At 59.0% G+C, this 17,576-nt stretch carries 17 protein-coding genes and 7 tRNA genes; 10 read left to right on the top strand and 14 right to left on the bottom strand.

Annotation, left to right across the window (positions count from 1 at the left end; all coding sequences use genetic code 11):
• Positions 1-244: 244 nt before the first annotated feature.
• The 6 genes from MHK09_RS11200 to MHK09_RS11175 all read right to left on the bottom strand — a co-directional run bounded on the left by MHK09_RS11200 (position 245) and on the right by MHK09_RS11175 (position 873).
• A tRNA-Gly gene (locus tag MHK09_RS11200) sits at positions 245-320 on the bottom strand.
• A gap of 45 nt (positions 321-365) precedes the next feature.
• Positions 366-437: transfer RNA gene (locus MHK09_RS11195), tRNA-Val, on the bottom strand.
• A gap of 27 nt (positions 438-464) precedes the next feature.
• Positions 465-535, bottom strand: a tRNA-Cys gene (locus tag MHK09_RS11190).
• A 30-nt stretch (positions 536-565) separates the two neighbouring features.
• Positions 566-641, bottom strand: a tRNA-Gly gene (locus MHK09_RS11185).
• Positions 642-679: 38 nt separating this feature from the next.
• Positions 680-751, bottom strand: a tRNA-Val gene (locus MHK09_RS11180).
• A gap of 46 nt (positions 752-797) precedes the next feature.
• Positions 798-873: transfer RNA gene (locus tag MHK09_RS11175), tRNA-Gly, on the bottom strand.
• Positions 874-1,119: 246 nt separating this feature from the next.
• Here MHK09_RS11175 and MHK09_RS11170 point away from each other — a divergent pair.
• The 5 genes from MHK09_RS11170 (at position 1,120) to msrB (ending at position 4,528) form a co-directional block, all read left to right on the top strand.
• Positions 1,120-1,191: transfer RNA gene (locus MHK09_RS11170), tRNA-Val, on the top strand.
• Positions 1,192-1,264: 73 nt separating this feature from the next.
• Positions 1,265-2,167 (top strand): DMT family transporter, encoded by a 903-nt coding sequence (locus MHK09_RS11165; protein WP_198493269.1) that lies wholly within the window; start codon positions 1,265-1,267, stop codon positions 2,165-2,167.
• Between the two features lie 72 nt (positions 2,168-2,239).
• On the top strand, positions 2,240-2,926 hold the full coding sequence (locus MHK09_RS11160; protein WP_250413576.1) for a pyrimidine reductase family protein: 687 nt from the start codon (positions 2,240-2,242) through the stop codon (positions 2,924-2,926).
• Between the two features lie 18 nt (positions 2,927-2,944).
• On the top strand, positions 2,945-4,096 hold the full coding sequence (locus tag MHK09_RS11155; protein ID WP_250413575.1) for a glycosyltransferase family 87 protein: 1,152 nt from the start codon (positions 2,945-2,947) through the stop codon (positions 4,094-4,096).
• A 9-nt stretch (positions 4,097-4,105) separates the two neighbouring features.
• A complete protein-coding gene (gene msrB, locus MHK09_RS11150) occupies positions 4,106-4,528 on the top strand; it encodes a peptide-methionine (R)-S-oxide reductase MsrB (RefSeq protein WP_005325013.1) in 423 nt (140 codons plus the stop codon).
• A 112-nt stretch (positions 4,529-4,640) separates the two neighbouring features.
• On the opposite strand, the gene hemQ is transcribed toward msrB, so the two are convergent.
• A complete protein-coding gene (gene hemQ / locus MHK09_RS11145) occupies positions 4,641-5,342 on the bottom strand; it encodes a hydrogen peroxide-dependent heme synthase (RefSeq protein ID WP_198493168.1) in 702 nt (233 codons plus the stop codon).
• Between the two features lie 212 nt (positions 5,343-5,554).
• On the opposite strand from hemQ, the gene MHK09_RS11140 reads away from it, so the two are divergent.
• Both MHK09_RS11140 and MHK09_RS11135 read left to right on the top strand, forming a co-directional pair.
• A complete protein-coding gene (locus MHK09_RS11140; protein WP_232619549.1) occupies positions 5,555-6,148 on the top strand; it encodes a DUF3000 domain-containing protein in 594 nt (197 codons plus the stop codon).
• Between the two features lies 1 nt (position 6,149).
• Positions 6,150-7,403, top strand: a complete 1,254-nt coding sequence (locus MHK09_RS11135; protein WP_250413574.1) for an HRDC domain-containing protein — start codon at positions 6,150-6,152, stop codon at positions 7,401-7,403.
• A gap of 10 nt (positions 7,404-7,413) precedes the next feature.
• On the opposite strand, the gene dxs is transcribed toward MHK09_RS11135, so the two are convergent.
• From dxs to dut, 5 genes are all read right to left on the bottom strand, one after another.
• Positions 7,414-9,339 carry a 1-deoxy-D-xylulose-5-phosphate synthase gene (dxs, locus tag MHK09_RS11130; protein ID WP_250413573.1) on the bottom strand — a complete coding sequence of 642 codons (1,926 nt, stop codon included), beginning with the start codon at positions 9,337-9,339 and terminating at the stop codon, positions 7,414-7,416.
• A gap of 138 nt (positions 9,340-9,477) precedes the next feature.
• Positions 9,478-10,701, bottom strand: a complete 1,224-nt coding sequence (locus MHK09_RS11125) for a class I SAM-dependent RNA methyltransferase (RefSeq protein ID WP_250413572.1) — start codon at positions 10,699-10,701, stop codon at positions 9,478-9,480.
• Complete coding sequence (locus MHK09_RS11120) at positions 10,694-11,416, bottom strand: DUF3159 domain-containing protein (RefSeq protein ID WP_436232116.1); 723 nt, start codon at positions 11,414-11,416, stop codon at positions 10,694-10,696. Before MHK09_RS11120 ends, MHK09_RS11125 begins: the two co-directional genes overlap by 8 nt.
• Before the next feature lie 17 nt (positions 11,417-11,433).
• Positions 11,434-12,381, bottom strand: a complete 948-nt coding sequence (locus MHK09_RS11115) for a DUF3710 domain-containing protein (RefSeq protein WP_150851580.1) — start codon at positions 12,379-12,381, stop codon at positions 11,434-11,436.
• Between the two features lie 48 nt (positions 12,382-12,429).
• Positions 12,430-12,903, bottom strand: a complete 474-nt coding sequence (gene dut / locus MHK09_RS11110) for a dUTP diphosphatase (protein WP_200435696.1) — start codon at positions 12,901-12,903, stop codon at positions 12,430-12,432.
• Between the two features lie 64 nt (positions 12,904-12,967).
• Here dut and MHK09_RS11105 point away from each other — a divergent pair, with 64 nt between their 5' ends.
• The gene (locus MHK09_RS11105; protein ID WP_370633374.1) at positions 12,968-13,504 is read left to right on the top strand and encodes a DUF3093 domain-containing protein; all 537 of its coding nucleotides are present in this window, start codon (positions 12,968-12,970) and stop codon (positions 13,502-13,504) included.
• Positions 13,505-13,615: 111 nt separating this feature from the next.
• Here MHK09_RS11105 and MHK09_RS11100 read toward each other — a convergent pair whose 3' ends face one another.
• Positions 13,616-13,906, bottom strand: a complete 291-nt coding sequence (locus tag MHK09_RS11100) for a DUF4193 domain-containing protein (RefSeq protein ID WP_005325023.1) — start codon at positions 13,904-13,906, stop codon at positions 13,616-13,618.
• A 112-nt stretch (positions 13,907-14,018) separates the two neighbouring features.
• The gene (locus MHK09_RS11095; protein WP_250413571.1) at positions 14,019-14,906 is read right to left on the bottom strand and encodes an inositol monophosphatase family protein; all 888 of its coding nucleotides are present in this window, start codon (positions 14,904-14,906) and stop codon (positions 14,019-14,021) included.
• Between MHK09_RS11095 and ppgK the strand changes: the two genes are divergently transcribed.
• A complete protein-coding gene (gene ppgK / locus MHK09_RS11090) occupies positions 14,905-15,663 on the top strand; it encodes a polyphosphate--glucose phosphotransferase (RefSeq protein ID WP_179386598.1) in 759 nt (252 codons plus the stop codon). The genes MHK09_RS11095 and ppgK overlap by 2 nt on opposite strands.
• A gap of 200 nt (positions 15,664-15,863) precedes the next feature.
• Positions 15,864-17,336 carry an RNA polymerase sigma factor gene (locus MHK09_RS11085; RefSeq protein WP_005325028.1) on the top strand — a complete coding sequence of 491 codons (1,473 nt, stop codon included), beginning with the start codon at positions 15,864-15,866 and terminating at the stop codon, positions 17,334-17,336.
• Positions 17,337-17,576 lie beyond the last annotated feature (240 nt).

The raw sequence follows: 17,576 nt of genomic DNA, 5'->3' as shown, positions 1-17,576 counted from the left end.
AGCATGGCAAAAATTAAAAGCATGCCCGTAATGACAGCCAAGCTCACCAGCCGCCGAACGGACACTACGCCCACTGCCAACCAAGGCAACTAAGCCACGACGATCCGATTCAGACAACGAATGAAACGGGCCAACAACCCCAGACACAACAACACCCTCCTAAGGGAAAGTGTTGCAACGACCCTCTGAACTCAAGACACGGAAGGAGACAAGAAAAAGCCGCCCCATCTCTGGGGCGGCTACATGGAGCGGATGACGAGACTCGAACTCGCGACCCTCACCTTGGCAAGGTGATGCGCTACCAACTGCGCTACATCCGCACAACAAACCGGAGTTTGCTACAGAGCCTCAAAAAGAGAGTCTCGTGCGCGATACTGGGATTGAACCAGTGACCTCTTCCGTGTCAGGGAAGCGCTCTCCCACTGAGCTAATCGCGCTTAATGCCCGAAGGCATTAAGAAGTTGAGGTGGAAACGGGAATCGAACCCGTGTGCACGGTTTTGCAGACCGTTGCCTCACCACTCGGCCATTCCACCGTGGCGATACCGCCTCACACAATACAGTGCTGGAGCGGATGACGAGACTCGAACTCGCGACCCTCACCTTGGCAAGGTGATGCGCTACCAACTGCGCTACATCCGCATGCGAAACCAGGCCCGGTTTCTAGGACAAAGTCCTTGTGCGCGATACTGGGATTGAACCAGTGACCTCTTCCGTGTCAGGGAAGCGCTCTCCCACTGAGCTAATCGCGCGCTATTCACTTAGAATCACTCTTCACAGGCAGCCCTTTGAAAAGCGTGGAGCGGATGACGAGACTCGAACTCGCGACCCTCACCTTGGCAAGGTGATGCGCTACCAACTGCGCTACATCCGCATTGCGCCGCAAACTTTTATTCCGTTGCGGTGCGAGAAGAAACATTATCGTGCTCCGCGCCAGTTTCCAAATCCCCAGCCCAGCGGCATTCTTTCTGGCACCGATTTTTCACATTCGAGCCATCCCAAAACACACTGGTGTGATTCTCCCAAGACAGTGGACCGCAGGCCACCTCCCCTTGATGCGCACTCCTGCCCAGCCAATTAGGTGTTTGAATTTGGTGCGGTGTAGATTTAGCGACCGCAAGGTCCTATAGCTCAGTGGGAGAGCGTTCCGTTCACACCGGAAAGGTCACTGGTTCAATCCCAGTTAGGACCACTATTTCCCGTCCATCGCTCCCCTCCATAGGAGCTTGGGCAGGTTTCTTTATATGTCTGTAAAGTGTCCCGACGTGTTGTGGATTCTCTTAGGCATTTTCGCCGGACTCGTTCTGCCCGTTCAGACCCTGGTTAATACGCGCCTGCGCGCATCTACTGGCACGCCGTTTTCCTCTTCGCTCATCTCGTTTGCCGTGGGCACGATGACGTTGCTTGTCATCGCGACAGCCGTCACCGGCGGCGAGTTTGGCATTTCCCGCGCCTTTGGGGAACCGCTGTGGATTTGGTTCGGTGGTCTGCTCGGCGTGGTTGCGCTTACTGGAAATATCCTGTTGTTTCCTCATCTGGGTGCGGTCCAGACCGTAGTCCTTCCCATCGCGGGCCAAATCATGATGGGCCTTGTCATCGACCACTTTGGGATGTTTGCCTCCCCCACTTCCCCACTTTCCCTGATTCGCGCCCTTGGGGCACTAATTGTCCTCGGTGGAGTGATTTCTATCGTCGCCAGCCCCGGCGCGCCGACGAAGCAAGGAGACAGCGCTATGGCGTTGTGGCTTTGGCGCCTCGCAGGCTTTGTCTTTGGCTGCTTTACTGCAAGCCAATCCGCCATTAACGGCCACCTGGGCCAGATTACCGGGTCGCCCGTTAGTGCGGCTTTGGTGTCTTTTAGCATTGGCGTTTCCACGCTCGTAATGCTCAATATTGTTTTGCGCTGGCGCCCTCGCATTGAGCGTCCTGAGGGAAAGGCTAACCCCTGGTGGATGTGGACAGGCGGCACATTGGGAGCCATGTTTGTCTTTGGCAACGCGGCCTTAGTGCCGCAGATTGGCACTGGGCTTACTGTGGTGGCAACCCTTCTTGGTTCCATGTTGGGCTCCGTGCTGATCGATCGTCTGCGAGGCGCCCGCGTAGCAATGCGCCAGGTAGCCGGTATTGCAGTGATTTTGGTCGGCGTAATCCTCATCCGCCTGGTGTAAGCCCCTCTCCTGTGGTTCTATCCTTCGCTGTGCCGTGCTGGGCATCTGGTGCCTTGACTAGGCTGGGAAAGTATGGATATTTCTTCGCTATTGGGCCCCGATTCCGGTGATGTATTCACCGTCCGCACAAATATGGTCAGCACACTAACTGGATCGGCAACTATGAACCATGTATCCGAAGACATGGGAAACGACACTGATGGGCAGCTTTTTGCTGCTCTACGTAATTGGGCAGACGTCGTGCTGGTGGGTGCGCAAACGGTGCGCGCGGAGGACTACTCCGGAGTACAACCTAACGGGGATGGTTCGCGGCCGGCTCCTATTGCCGTGCCTTCCCGCAGCCTTGATTTCGATATCACCTCGGACTTCTTCACGGATTTTACTACACCGCCCATCATCCTGATCCCCCATAGCAGCCGGGACGATCAAGAGCTCGCAAAGCGCATCGCGACCATCGAATCCACAGGCGCGGAAGTCTGCGATGCTGGCGAAGGAACCGTGCAGGACTACATATCTGTCTTAAAGGACCGCGGGTTTAAGCGCGTGCTCTGCGAGGGCGGGCCAGGAATGATTGGGCAGCTGGTAGACATCGATGCCATCGACCAGATGTATTTGACGCTGGACCCACATCTATCCACTGGTGTGGAAACTCCCATGGCAACCTTTAAGGGCGAGCATTCCCATCGCCGCATGCAGTTAGAAAATGTGGCGGACGATAAGGATGGCACGGTGTTTCTGCGGTATTCCCGCGCCCGCTAGGCCGTAGACTAAGGGGCCGTGAATTCCCGAATCAATGCCGCCGCCTGGCCCGTGGCCATCCTGCTTGTTGTGCATCGCGTGTTCATCATCGCGCGCAATGGCACGCCGACGGATGATTTCACCACCGTGTTTAACGCTGTGGCACGCATGTCCTCTGGCCAGCCGGTCTATGAGCAGGCTTATAACCACGTGGACCCACTGTACCTGTATACCCCGGGGGCCACGCTGCTGCTCGCACCGCTAGCTCATATTGATTTTTCGTTGGCACGGGGACTATTCATCGTCGCCAACGCGGCTGCAATCGTGGCAGCGCTAGCGGTGCTCACCCTTACGGTGGGCCGCACACTTACTTCGGCAGTGTGGCCAGTATCCATCGCTTTGGCCTTTGTCACCGAATCGGTGACCAATACACTCGCATTTACCAATATCAACGGCATTCTCTTGCTATGCATGGCCGTGTTCTTGTGGGCTTTCGTGCGCGCCGAGCGCACCCCATGGCTGGGCTGGGTGGCAGGCGTGGTCATTGGCTTGGCCATCGTCATTAAGCCGCAATTTGCGCCATTGCTCTTCCTGCCCTTGGTCAAGCTGCAATGGCGCAGTCTTGCTACCGGCATTGGCGTACCGGTAGTTCTCAACCTCCTAGCGTGGCCGCTCGTGCCGGGCGCTAGCGGCTTTGTGGATAAGCTCCTGCCCTACCTCTCAGAAACCCGTGACTATGCCAATTCCTCCTGGGCAGGCTTCCACGCCTACGTTGACTTTGGTGCGGGACTGTATTGGACCGTGTGGTTGATATTTGCCGCGCTTTCGGCTGCAGCGATTCTCGGGCTTTTGCGCTGGCGCAACTCCGACACGACCTTGTGGGCACTGACGACCAGCGGGGCAATCATGGTGGGTATCTTCTTCCTGTCTTCCCTTGGCCAGCAGTATTACTCCATGTGGCTATTCCCATTGATGTTTACTGTGGTGCTCAAGCGTTCGGTTTTCCATTCCGCGGGCGCGTGGTTTGCGGCCTTCCTCTATTTGGCTCCCGTTTCCTGGGCGTCTACAGCGCACCCGGATGCTGGTCGGTGGATGAATTTTTTCACGGCCACAGCGGGATGGGCGCTGCTTATCGTCGCAATTTTCGCTACGGTCGCCGGCTGGTGGCGTGCCGCGCGCAGCACGGTGTAGACTCGGCCCATGACCGATTTCAAGCTCATTGCCGATACCGAATGGCGCCAGCGCTTAAGCCCCGAGGAATACTACGTCCTGCGCGAAGCCGGCACCGAGCCGCCCCACGTAGGCGAGTACACCAATACCACCACCGAGGGGGTCTATTCTTGCCGCGCGTGTGGAACGGAGCTTTTCCGCTCTACAGAGAAGTTTGAGTCCCACTGCGGCTGGCCTTCCTTTTTCTCCCCACTCGCAGGGGACAAAATCATTGAGCGCGAAGACAATTCGCTCGGCATGCGCCGCGTAGAGGTTCTGTGTGCCAACTGCGAATCTCACCTGGGGCACGTCTTTGAGGGTGAGGGCTACGATACCCCCACCGACTTGCGCTATTGCATCAACTCCATCTGCCTGGACTTGGAGGAAAAGCCGGTAGAAGATGGCACCGCCTAAGGTGGCATGCACAAGAAAGCGCGCCCCGTCGGCAGCCTAACGTGCAGGCTAGTGACGGGGCGCGGATATGGGGGACGTCGCCAAGCAGGGCTACTGCTGGGCGGCGTTACTTTTAGGGCAGAACTGCGATGAGCTCTGCTACGTCCTTGACGCGGCGGCCGGTGTGGAAAGGAATCTCCTCGCGCACGTGGTGGCGGGCCTCGGTGTAGCGCATCAGGTACATCAGGTCGACGATGCGGTGGAGCTCATCCGCCTCGAAGGCCAAAATCCACTCGTAGTCACCCAGGGCAAAGGCTGGGACGGTATTTGCGCGCACATCAGGATAATCACGCGCTTGCATGCCGTGTTCCATAAGGATGCGGCGGCGCTTTTCCTCGTCCATGGTGTACCAGTCATAGGAGCGCACGAAGGGGTACACCGATATCCACTCCTTGGGCTCCTCACCCATGATGAAAGACGGCAAGTGCGACTTATTAAACTCCGCCGGACGGTGCAAAGCGTTGCCTACCCAGGTCACTTCGCTAACCTGGCCCAAGGTGGTCGAGCGGCGGAAATCCCCAAAGACCTTCTGCAGGTCAGAGAATTCCTCAGCGTGCCACCAGATCATGAAGTCAGCGGAATCGCGCATAGCCGTGAGGTCGTAAATGCCGCGCACCGTTACCTTCCCGGCCTTTTCCACGCCGGCAAAGAACTCCTGCGCTTGGGCGATAATCTCCGCTCGCTCAGTGCCGAGCGCGCCCGGAATCACCTTAAAAACTGCGTGCTGGGAATATTGCTGAACCGCGTTGAGTTCCTTGTAGTCAAGCTTCGCCATTGCGTTCTCCTTTGCAGAAGCCTTTGGGTTAACGAACATATCCATCATAAGTTGGATATGGAACGTTGTCACTTCCCGGCCACGAGGAGGACGACACGCCCACGCATCGGCGCGCCTCCCCCAGCTAAAGGCCGCGAAACTATAGCTTGAACGTCGTGAGCAATTCCGAATCGATCACCCCACGCAGCGCCGAGGCCTCCGCTCCCACCCCTTTGCACGGGCAGGCGGAAGGCCACGAGCCAGCCACCCCCGCCGCCTTCACCCAAGCAGTGGAGTCCATGCACGCGGCTGACCTGCGCCCTGAGATAACCCTAGGCTCCATTCGCCCACCGCAACGCCTTGCGCCGTTTAGCCACGCAATCGGCCTCGAAGTGGGAAACGAAGACAACCCAGATATCGTGCCCACCGATGCAGAGGGCGACGCCTTTGGTCGCCTCATCCTGCTCCACGATCCGGGCGCTGAGGAAGCTTGGGAGGGCGCCATGCGCCTTGTGGCCTATATCCAGGCGGATATGGATGATGCCGTAGCCGGCGATCCACTCTTGCCCGATGTGGCGTGGCAATGGCTCAACGAAGGCTTAGAAAAGGAGGGTGCCGGCCACACCAATTTGGGCGGCACCGTCACTTCCACCGCGTCCGTGCGGTTTGGCGAGATTGGTGGACCACCGCGCGCCTACCAGATCGAAATGCGCGCTTCGTGGACTGCCGAAGGCCTCGACCTCGCACCCCACGTGCAGGCTTTTGCCCAGGTATTGGCCAACGTTGCCGGACTACCCCCTGAGGGCGTCACCGAGCTCGGCCGCTGATATGCCAGAATTGCGCAGCCGGCCGCTCGAGAGCATCCCGCCGGTTCTTGCCACCCCGGAGGAATTCACCGCTGCCGCAGCCCGCCTAGCCGCGGGTACGGGCCCCTTTGCCATCGATACCGAGCGCGCCTCCGGCTATCGCTACGATGATCGCGCCTTCGTAGTGCAAATTCGCCGCCGCGGCGCGGGCACGATACTTTTTGCCCCTGAAGGCCACCGCGAGGAGCTCACGGCCGCCCTTGCCCCAGTGATCAACGGCACGGAGTGGATTATTCACGCCGCCCATTCGGATTTGCCTTGCCTCGGGTGGCTCGGTCTCTTTCCCGGCTCCATCTTTGACACGGAACTGGCGGCACGGCTCGCGGGTTTTGAACGGCCCAATCTGGGCACTGTGGTCGCAGAGTTTTTTAACGTCGAATTGGAAAAGGGCTACGGCGACGCCGACTGGTCCATCCCACAGCTGAGCGAGGAGCTCAAGGCCTACGCCGCGCTCGATGTGGAACTACTCCTCGAGCTAGCCGAAGCCCTGCGCGACATTTTGGCCGAACAAGACAAGATGGACTGGGCGCTGGAGGAATTTTCCGCCATAGTCCAGGAACATTCCGGGGACTTCGCTCCCCAGCCGCACACGTGGCGCGATCTGAAGGGCATCTCCAGTTTGCGCAGCGGCCGTCAGCTCGCCGCTGCTCGAGAGTTGTGGTTTAAGCGCGACGCTATCGCTCGGCGCACGGACACTGCGCCCGGCCGGGTATTAGCGAATAAAACGCTGGTAGAAATTGCGCGCACCCTTCCCACCACCGCCGGCGAGCTTGCCCGTGTCAAGGGATTTCCCCGCCGGCGCAAGGGCGCGACCGCCCGGTGGATGGCTGTACTTAACCAGGCGCGCGCCGTTCCCCCGCAGCAGCGGCCTCGGGTCCATCGCGCCCCACAACCGGTTCCTTCCAAAACCATCTGGGCCAAGGACTACCCGGACCTATGGGAGATCTACCAAACCATCCGCGCGGACATCGCCGATCTCGCTGCTGAACTAAATATGCCTTCCGAGCTTCTTATCCGCCCTGCCGCTCTGCGTGCAGCGGTATGGGCGAAGGTAGGTGTGCGCGCCGATAAGCGCCACCGCGGACCTGATTCTGTCGCCGGCGCCATCCGGCAGCCAGGCGACGTCGCTGCCTTCCTCCGCGCGGAGGGCGCGCGCGAATGGCAAATAGAAATGACCGCCCCGATTATCGTGGACGGTCTTTCTAGGAATATTTAGCAGGCTAGGTTTAGCTCTCTTCTCCTCGCGCGTTGGCATCAGCGGTGAGGTTTTCTAGCCACTCGCTTATCGACGCCGCCATAAGCTCCGGCGTCAACCCGAACTCTTCCAAAACCTCGCCGCGGGAGCCGTGCTTAGGGAAGTAACCCGGAACGCCAAGTCGGCGCACAGGAGTATCGACTTCGGCTGCGCTGAGGGCTTCCGAAATCATGGAGCCAATACCGCCGCGGACAAGGCCGTCTTCTGCCGTAACCACCAAGTCGTGGTCAGCGGCGAGAGCCACCACAGAGCTTGCCACCGGCGCTACCCAACGCGGGTCAACAACGGTAACGTTCACGCCCTGCTCGCCGAGCAGCTTCGCAGCCTCGATGCTGCGGGCGGACATGGCACCGATGGAAACGATGAGCACCTCGGGGGTGTCCTCGCCCGTATCGGCTTCGCCATAGTGCAGGATGTCTACGCCATCGCCCAACGTATCCACCGCTTCCATATCCGGCAGCAGGTTGCCCTTAGGGAAGCGGACCACGGACGGGCCAGATTCAATCTCTAACGACTCACGGAAGAGCTCCCGCAGGCGCGCGCCATCGCGCGGGGCGGCAATATGCATTCCTGGCACGATGCTCATGAGCGCCATATCCCACACGCCATTGTGCGAAGCGCCATCGGAACCGGTAACTCCGGAGCGGTCAAGCACGATGGTTACCGGCAGCTTTAGCAGCGCAATATCCATAATGACCTGATCTACGGCGCGGTTTAAGAAGGTGGAATACACCGCCACGACGGGGTGCATCCCGCCGAGCGCCAAACCAGAGGCAGAGGTCATTGCGTGCTGTTCGGCAATTCCCACATCAAAGAATCGCTCTGGGAAGCGCTCTTGGAAGGGTGCGAGCCCAGTTGGTCCGGCCATAGCAGCGGTAATGGCAACGATGTCATCGCGCTTTTCGGCAGCGGCTACCAGCTCCTCTGAAAAGGCGGCCGTCCAGCCAGGCTGCTTGGTGCCCTTAGCCACACCGGTGACGGGATCGATAGCACCGGTGGAGTGCATCTGGTCCTTCGGCTCATTGACGGCCGGGGCAAAACCGTGGCCCTTTTCGGTAACCACGTGCACGATGATGGGCCCGTCATAATCGCGGGCATAAGTCAGGGCATGCACCAAACTATCGATATCGTGCCCGTTGATGGGGCCGATGTACTTCATGCCCAGTTCCGGGAACATCTCGGTAGGCAAGACGGTGGACTTGACGCCCTCTTTCATGGCGTGCAAGGCATCAAAGGCGCGCTCGCCTACCCATCCCATTTGCTTCAGGCGGCGCTTGCCCTGCTCCATGAGCTCGTCATAACCGTGCTGGGAGCGGATGCGGCCAAGGTTCTCAGAAATGCCACCGATGGTGGGCGAATAGCTACGGCCATTGTCATTGACCACGATGACCGCATTGCGGCCCTTGTCCTCCGAGATATTATTTAACGCCTCCCAGCACATGCCGCCGGTCAGGGCGCCATCGCCGACAACACCGATGACATTGCGGTGACCGTCGCCGCGAATCTTGAAGGCCTTAGACAAGCCATCAACCGTAGACAGCGACGCCGAAGCGTGGGAGGACTCGGTCCAGTCATGCTCGGACTCGCCGCGGTCCGTATACCCCGAAAGGCCGTCCTTTTGCCGCAAGGTATCGAATTGATCCGTGCGCCCAGTCAGCATCTTATGCACATAGGACTGGTGCGAAGTGTCAAAAATAATGGGCTCACGCGGAGAGTCAAATACACGGTGCAACGCAATGGTCAATTCCACCACGCCCAAGTTAGGCCCCAGATGTCCGCCCGTGACGGAGACCTTGTCAATGAGGCGCTGCCTAATCTCTGCCGCCAGCTCCTCAAGCTTGTCTGCAGACAGCGCCTTGAGGTCCTGCGGCGAGTTAATGGTATCCAAGATAGTCATGGAGCGGCCTTCAACTCCTTCTGTGCTTAGTTCTTCTTTTCTACCGTACCCGCGGCGGGCGGTGAATATTATATCGGTCAATGCTCCGAGAACAGCGCGGCAACGTGCCGCACCCCGCCCCGGAGCCCTTTTAGCTCATTAGGCAGGGGTGATAAGCGCAATCGTTTCAAAGTGGTGCGTTCCGGGGAACGCGTTAATCAGCGCCATCTTTTCTATTCCGTATCCGTGCTGGTTCCAGTATCCCAAGTCGCGCGCGAAGGTGGCGGGGTCACATCCCACGTGAACGACCGTCTGGGGTGCAGCGGCCGCCACGGAACGAATCACATCCTCCCCTGCTCCGGTGCGCGGCGGATCAAGGACTACAGCGCCAGGCTTGGGAAGCTGGGCGGCGACTTGCTCGACCTTCGCGGACTTTACTTCCACATCGCAGTCCGCAAGGGCGGCCTGTTCCCCGGCCGTAGCCGCCAGCGAGTAATCCACGGAGATAACCTTGCCCTGCACGGCGTGCGCCAATACTGGAACGAAGAGGCCAACGCCACCGTAGAGATCCCAGGCGGTGTGCTCTTGGTACTCGCGACCCCCGAGCCACTCCGCTATCAGATCGGTATACGCGGCCGGTGCGTGGCTGTGGGCCTGCCAAAAGGCGGTAGCAGGAAAGCTAAACGTCCGCCCGTCGACATGCTCGTGCACCTTGCCGCTGCCTTCTACCACCTCACGGATGGTCTCCACGCGGCGCCCGCGCGGGGCCTTGCGGGTTTCTACCACGTGGCGGTTGCCCTCGCCATCGAGAACGGCGATGACCTCAGCGCCTGGGGTAAACCGGCGCGCACCTTCTCCAACGAGCCCGTCTGCCAATCCCGGAGCCAGCTGTGTACAGGCAGCGCCCGTAATAAGCTCATTGGACCGACGCTGACGGGTTCCAGCGCGCCCTTGCTTGTCGACGCCCCACCTCACCCGTGTGCGCCATCCCCGTACCGGCTCTAGGGTGTGCTGCTCAATGTTCAGTTCCTCGCCGGTGACAACGCCGGTGCGGCGCAGCTGCTCCGACAAGATCTCTGCCTTGATTCCGGTTTCGGCCGCTGGATCCAGCTCGGCGAAATCACAGCAGCCAGCTCCTTGCGCGGCCGCAGGACAAGACGATGGTACGCGCAGCGGCCCTGGGCTTAGTACGCTTTCCAGTTCCGCTTTAATGAACGACTTCTTTACACGGCCGGCCGTAGCCTTTACGACGTCGCCGGGAAAAGCGCGAGGAACGAATACCACTCGCCCATCCGGCGCCTGGCCAATTCCTTCCCCGCCGTGCGCCATGCGGTCAATGGTGACCTCAAGACTATCGCCACGGCTCATCGTTGATTCAGTCATTTTCTGCCTCAGACTTTTGTTCTTGTTCTGCGTTAGTGTGCTCACCTGTGCCCGCCGCTGCGTCAACGGCTGCATCCGCGCGGCGCACCATCCACACGGTCAGCGCCGTAACTAGAAGCGTCAATGGCCACCCCATCAGGATTCGGGTCACCCCTAAGGCCGTGGTTGCATCCGCATCATAAATGGCACGCTGAACAACAAAACGGGCCAGGAAGATGACCGCCCACCCACCAGTAGCGATGGCATAAGCCCGGCGCGCCTCTGGAACCTTTTGCCACTGCATTTCCTCGCCATTGATCCCCTTCCAGATGACACCCACAGCGGGCCACCGAAAAAGGATTGATAGTACCGCGGCAATGCACAGCGCCAACGACATCCAAATGCCGTACAAGAAATACCCTTTTGCATCACCGGTAAACCAGGCGATGGCTGCGCAAAGAGCCACTCCCAGCAGGCCCGATATGGCTGGCTGCAGGGTCTCTTTACGGATTACCCTCCAGAGTGCAATAACAACGGCCACGCCGAGCGCCGCCGCCAAGGCTGGCCCCAGCCCAAAGAAGTTATTGATGGGAATCAGCACAATGACTGGCAAGGTGGCCGACACGAGCCCTGATAAGCCACCCATTTGCTCCAGCAGGGTGGGTTCGGCAGCAGACTCCTCAGAGTCCAGGTTCTTAGCGTCCGGGGAGGGTTGCGGCGAGGAAGAATGTGTCACGTGGTTTACTGCTTTGCCTAGTTCTTGGAATTAGGTGCAGAGCCCTCATCGGGGTTCTGCGGGGACGATCCATTCTCACCCTGTTGTGGGCTGCCGCCCAAATCGCGCAAGTGTTGTTCCGCCTCTGCTTCTGCCGCAGGGTCGGGGCCGCCCACTCCGTTTTCTGGGTGGTCTTGAGCATTAGCGGCTGCCTGCTGTTCTTGCTGGCGCTGGTCCATGGCCTGCTTGACCTGCTCTACGAGCTGCTCGGGCATGATGACCGGCAAAGCATTTCCTGCCAAGATGGGGTCTTCCCCGCGGTAGACGAAGGTACGGGCGGCCACCTCGCGAGCCATGTCTGCGAGGTCTGCTTCCATGCCGGCCGGCGCGGCCAGGGTCATGCGCAGCATCCAGCGCGGACCGTCTGCACCGATGACGCGGACCTGACCGTTGTCGTTCTTGCCCACGACCTCAGCACCCCAAGGGCCTGGCTCGGTAGTAACGGTAAGTCCGTCGCGGCTCATGCCCTCCTTGATTTCCTCCACGGATTCTGCCCACTGGCCTGGCTTACGTGGGGCGGCAAAGGCTACGGGAGTAATTCGGCCTACCTTGGTCACGATGTGCAGCATTCGTGGGCCCTGTTCGCCCATTTCCACCTGTACCTGGGATTCCTTTGGCAGTGGAATGCGCAGGGACCCCAGATCTAATACGCCGATGGAAAAGTCACTGAAATCGAAGGTCTCGATATCGACGGAGTCGCCGTCAAAGGGGCCGGTCTGGCCATTGATGGCATCATGGGCGAATTCGCGGGGTTCATTGCCAGAAGCCGCCGCGGCATCTGCTGCGGTGTCGCCTACTGGAGCATAAGTTTCCTGCGCTTCTGTATCCGCGGACTTGGGGTCCGCCGGCTTTTCGCTTTGGGCTGCAGGCTTTTCCTGAGCCTTCTTTTCTTCGTCGTTCTTCTTGCCAAAGGGCCAGATTCCCATGGGTGCTATGTCCTTTCTAAAAGTTTCGTTGATTCTCTACTGCTTTAACTACACACCGGTAGAGCCATAGCCGCCGGCTCCGCGGACGGTGTCATCCAATTCTTCAACCTCAGCAAACCCCACCAGCTCTACGCGCTGGACCACGAGCTGAGCGATGCGCATGCCGCGTTCGATCTCAATGGGTGTATGCCGGTCGTGGTTGATGAGGCAGACCTTGATCTCCCCGCGGTAATCGGCATCTACCGTGCCCGGGGTATTGACAATGGAAAGCCCTTGCTTGGCGGCTAGTCCGGAACGCGGGTGAATTAAACCGACCGTTCCTAGTGGCAGCGCAATGGCAATCCCGGTGCCGACGAGGGCGCGCTCGCCGGGTTGCAGGGTAAGAGCTTCGGCTGCGTAGAGGTCCGCACCGGCGTCACCACGGTGGGCACGGTGCGGCAACGGAAGCTCCTTATCCAGGCGCTTGACTTTAACGTCCCCAAAGGGGCTTTCTGGTTGAGAATGCGGAATCGAGTCAGTCACCTGGCCAATCCTACCTGCCTTGGGAGGTTCATTCTGCGGCGCGTGTGGACTAGACTGACTAGACGTGTCTGATACATCTGCTACTTCCGCAACTCCGGCACCGTCAAGCGCCGCTTCGGCACAGGGCACGGTGGCCCCTCAGGTGCTGTACCGCGAACGCCAATGGGTCCCTTGGTACTTTTGGCTTTTTGCAGCCGCCATCGTGGGGCTTACTTCCGCTACCGCCGGCCTCAATCGCTCCATGTGGTGGACCATTATTCCCGCGATCCTCCTTGGTGCTATCGCCGTGTGGGTACTTATTACCTGGTCCAATACAGTCATCAAGGTAGAGCGCGACCCGGACGGAACGCGTTGGCTCACGGTCAAAGATGCCCAATTGCCTAACGACGTCGTCTCGCGGTCTATCACCGTTCCCAAATCTGCGCGGCGCAATGCCCTGGGCCCGCAGTTCGATCCCGCGGCGTTTTTGGTCTCCCACGCTTGGGTGGATGAGCACGCCATGATGGTGCTCAATGATCCAGAGGACGATACTCCTTATTGGCTCATCGCCTCGAAGGATCCGGAGGCTTTGCTCCACGCTTTCGTTCCGGAACAGCACTAATCTTTATTGACTTCGCACACCACAGAGAATGTGGTGGCTGCAACAGCAAACCCCGCACTCGGCACGTAGAAAATTGCCAAGTGCGGGGTTTCGTTTCTGCTGCGTATTCCTTTAGGCGCAATCCTTGCAGATTGGCTGGCCGTCCTCTTCGTGGGAGTAACGCTTATTGGACTGCACCAGGAAACACGAGCCGCAGGTAAACTCATTTTCCTGACGTGGAACTACCTCAACATTAAGCTCCTCGCCCGTGAGGTCTACTGATGGCGGCTGGAAGGCTTCGACGATTTCTCCGTCATCGTCCATGCCGTTGTTATCGCTCTCAGCGGCTTTGAGTCCTTCTAGGGAGTCAGTTTCGAGTTCATCTTCCGCGCGCCGGCGCGGTGCGTCATAATCGGTGGCCATAATGCACGCCCCTAATGGTCAAGTTGCTTTAAGGAATGGGTATTTATCGATCGCGCATAGTAAAGCACAAATGGCTAGATGTCATCTCACCGCTTGCCGGCGTGGGAAACTATTACCCCCGCAGCGCGTCCGTGGCCCTGTGCGCTGCTAAAAGCTTTTCGAATGCGGGGGCCAAATCTGCCCCCGCGGCCCAGGTAAGTTCACCGTCGGCGGAGCCTTTATCAAAGCCTGGATGGCGCACTACCGCACCTGCCTCGCGAGCAATGATTGCCCCTGCGGCGAAGTCCCACGCATTGATGCCGTGCTCAAAGTAGGCATCAACGGTTCCCTCTGCCACACGGCATAGGTCGAGCGCGGCAGCGCCGATGCGGCGAATATCACGCACATTAGGCAGAAGCTTGGTGAGAAGCTCGGCTTGGGCTGCACGCCGGTCAGCTTCGTAACCAAATCCGGTTGCTACCAAGGCCAACGCAGTATCTTGTGTCTGGCCACACCGCAGTGCGTGCTCAATTCCGTCTGGGCCGGTGACCGTGGCGCCTTGGCCGGCTGCGGCAGCATAGGTGCGCCCGCGTGCTACGTTGACCACCGCGCCAGCTACGAGGTGCCCTTGGTATTCCGCACCAATAGATACGGCGTAGTCCGGCACCCCGTAGAGGAAATTCACGGTGCCATCAATCGGATCGACAATCCAGGTAACGCCACTGGTCGATTCCACATTGGCGCCTTCTTCGCCGAAAATTCCGTCCCCGGGGCGCTGGGTGCGAATGGTGGTGGCAATGAACTCCTCTGTCGCGGTATCGACCTCCGTTACGGGATCTACGTCGCTGGACTTGGTGTGGGTATGCGCCGCGATGCCGTCACCGGCTACGAGTTCTGCACGCCGCGTAGTAATTAATTCCGCAGCGCGCGTGGCGATAGAAACGGCAAAATCCCGCAATTGGAGAAAATCGATCTGCTCAGCCATGCCAACTATTGTGCCTTCTTCTAGACTGTCGGGCATGACTACTCTTTCTGGCCATTCCTTTGGCATCGATATCGGAGGCTCCGGCATTAAAGGCGCTGAGGTGGACCTTGCCACCGGCGAATTCGTGGGCGAGCGTTTGAAGATCGCCACCCCACAGCCGTCTACGCCGCATGAAGTTGCCAAGGTAGTAGCCCAAATCGTGCAGGAAAAGCAGTGGGACGGTCCCGTTGGCATCACCCTTCCTTCCGTGGTTCGCAACCAGGAAGTCGAGACTGCGGCAAATATTTCCAAGGACTGGATTGGGGTCAACGCCACAGAGCTCTTCGCGGACTACCTGGATGCGGATTTTGCCGTGCTTAACGACGCCGACGCGGCGGGACTAGCCGAGGTTGCCTACGGAGAGGACATCGCCAAGCAGGGCTCCGTAATCTTCCTAACCTTGGGCACCGGTATCGGTTCGGCCTTCTTCCTAGACGGCCAGCTATTCCCTAATACCGAACTGGGACACCTCACGGTGGGCGATGACGAGGCTGAGAAAATTGCGTCCTCGGCCGTAAAGGACCGCGAGGGACTCAAGTACAAGCAGTGGACTAAACGACTCAACAAGGTCCTCGCGGAATATGAAAAGCTCTTTAACCCGCAGGCCTTCCTCATTGGGGGTGGGATTTCCCGCAAGTTTGAAAAGTGGGGCCCACACCTTGATATTGAAACCCCCGTCATGCCTGCACAACTGCGCAATCGCGCGGGAATTGTCGGAGCTGCGATGGCGGCGGTAGACGGTTTGAAACCGTAGTATTTACGCACTGCAGGTGACCCTATCCACCGGCAGATTGGAAAGATCCTCTATACTGGGCGGTCGATCCTAAGTTAAATAGCTCTAGGGCGTGTCTGGCCTGCTTAAGGCCACAACGCGTTAACATCACACTGATGCACGAGCGCCCCACTAGGGCGCACTGAGCTGTTTCAATCAAGAAGTTAGTCGAAAGGGCGTACGTGGCAGCCACTGAATCTTCAGACCAGGCACTCGGCGAGGGCGAAAACGCCGCTGAGGCATCTACTCCTGCAAAGAAGACCGCCAAGAAGACGGCAAAGAAAACCGCGAAAAAGACGGCTAAGAAGACGGCCAAAAAGACCGCTAAGAAAACAGCCAAGAAGACTGCGAAGAAGACCGCCAAAAAGTCGGCCAAGAAGACCACTAAGAAGTCTGCCAAAAAGGCCACTAAGAAGACGGTCCGCAAATCCGCGGCAAAGAAGCAGGAATCCCCAGCCGAGTCCGAAAAGCAGGCACAGCCGGAAGCAGAAGAGGAGCTCGAGGAGGACGAGCACGACGAAGACGTCGACTTCGATCCCACCAATGCGGACATCGAAGACGATGATGACTTCGACGCTGGCGAAGACCTCGAGGACGATGACCTCGAAGAGGATTTGGACGACGACGATGAGGAAGAAGAGGAAGACTCCTCTTCCGTCTGGGACGAGGAAGAATCCGCTGCACTGCGCCAGGCACGCAAGGATGCGCAGCTGACTGCCTCTGCTGACTCCGTTCGTGCCTACCTCAAGCAGATTGGTAAGGTCGCCCTGCTCAACGCCGAGCAAGAGGTTTCCCTAGCCAAGCGCATCGAGGCTGGCCTGTACGCACAGCACCGCATGGATGAGATGGAAAAAGCCCGCGCCGAAGGCGATAAGGCTGCCAAGCTCTCCCCCATGGAAAAGCGCGACCTGCGCAGCATCGCCCGCGATGGCCGCAAGGCCAAGAACCACCTACTGGAGGCCAACCTGCGTCTGGTGGTTTCCTTGGCCAAGCGCTACACCGGCCGTGGCATGGCTTTCTTGGATCTCATCCAGGAAGGCAACTTGGGCCTTATCCGCGCGGTGGAGAAGTTCGATTACACCAAGGGCTATAAGTTCTCCACTTACGCCACCTGGTGGATCCGCCAGGCCATTACTCGCGCCATGGCTGATCAGGCCCGCACCATCCGCATCCCGGTCCACATGGTGGAAGTCATCAACAAGCTGGGCCGTATCCAACGCGAGTTGCTGCAGGACTTGGGCCGCGAGCCTACCCCGCAGGAGCTGGCAAAGGAGATGGATATCACCGAGGAAAAGGTGCTCGAAATCCAGCAGTACGCCCGCGAGCCCATTTCCTTGGATCAGACCATCGGTGACGAAGGCGACTCCCAGTTGGGTGACTTCATCGAGGACTCCGAAGCCGTTATCGCGGTCGATGCCGTCTCCTTCACCCTCCTGCAGGATCAGCTCCAGGACGTGCTCACCACCCTCTCCGAGCGCGAAGCCGGTGTGGTGCGCCTGCGCTTCGGACTGACCGATGGCATGCCGCGCACTTTAGACGAAATCGGCCAAGTCTACGGCGTTACCCGCGAGCGCATTCGCCAGATCGAGTCCAAGACCATGTCGAAGCTGCGCCACCCCTCTCGTTCCCAGGTACTGCGCGATTACCTCGACTAAGAGGCCAAGCTTGCCAAGGCAAGCGACAAGACGCACACGCTTGCCGACGCCGCCCTCGCCTCCCCCGTTAGCTCTAACGTGCGGAGGGACGCGAGGGCATTTTGCATCTGTGGCACAAGGGCGGATTCTAGGGGTCGTTGCAACGATGATGGTTAGTTTGGTTTGATGCTACCGGTTTGTGTGAGGGCGTTGGTCATGACTTCGGCTGGGGTGCGCCAGTTGAGTGCTTTGCGTGGTTTG

It is taken from the genome of Corynebacterium tuberculostearicum, from assembly GCF_022347235.1.
GTDB lineage: Bacteria > Actinomycetota > Actinomycetes > Mycobacteriales > Mycobacteriaceae > Corynebacterium > Corynebacterium tuberculostearicum_F.
This window is presented reverse-complemented; position numbering and strand designations above follow the sequence as displayed.

What these genes read in the sequence shown, in the direction of transcription:
- MHK09_RS11160 (WP_250413576.1), top strand. Translation starts at nt 2,240, where the DNA reads ATGGATATTTCTTCGCTATTGGGCCCCGATTCCGGTGATGTATTCACC.
- msrB (WP_005325013.1), top strand. Translation starts at nt 4,106, where the DNA reads ATGACCGATTTCAAGCTCATTGCCGATACCGAATGGCGCCAGCGCTTA.
- hemQ (WP_198493168.1), bottom strand. Translation starts at nt 5,342, where the DNA reads ATGGCGAAGCTTGACTACAAGGAACTCAACGCGGTTCAGCAATATTCC.
- MHK09_RS11135 (WP_250413574.1), top strand. Translation starts at nt 6,150, where the DNA reads ATGCCAGAATTGCGCAGCCGGCCGCTCGAGAGCATCCCGCCGGTTCTT.
- dxs (WP_250413573.1), bottom strand. Translation starts at nt 9,339, where the DNA reads ATGACTATCTTGGATACCATTAACTCGCCGCAGGACCTCAAGGCGCTG.
- MHK09_RS11125 (WP_250413572.1), bottom strand. Translation starts at nt 10,701, where the DNA reads ATGACTGAATCAACGATGAGCCGTGGCGATAGTCTTGAGGTCACCATT.
- MHK09_RS11115 (WP_150851580.1), bottom strand. Translation starts at nt 12,381, where the DNA reads ATGGGAATCTGGCCCTTTGGCAAGAAGAACGACGAAGAAAAGAAGGCT.
- MHK09_RS11100 (WP_005325023.1), bottom strand. Translation starts at nt 13,906, where the DNA reads ATGGCCACCGATTATGACGCACCGCGCCGGCGCGCGGAAGATGAACTC.
- ppgK (WP_179386598.1), top strand. Translation starts at nt 14,905, where the DNA reads ATGACTACTCTTTCTGGCCATTCCTTTGGCATCGATATCGGAGGCTCC.
- MHK09_RS11095 (WP_250413571.1), bottom strand. Translation starts at nt 14,906, where the DNA reads ATGCCCGACAGTCTAGAAGAAGGCACAATAGTTGGCATGGCTGAGCAG.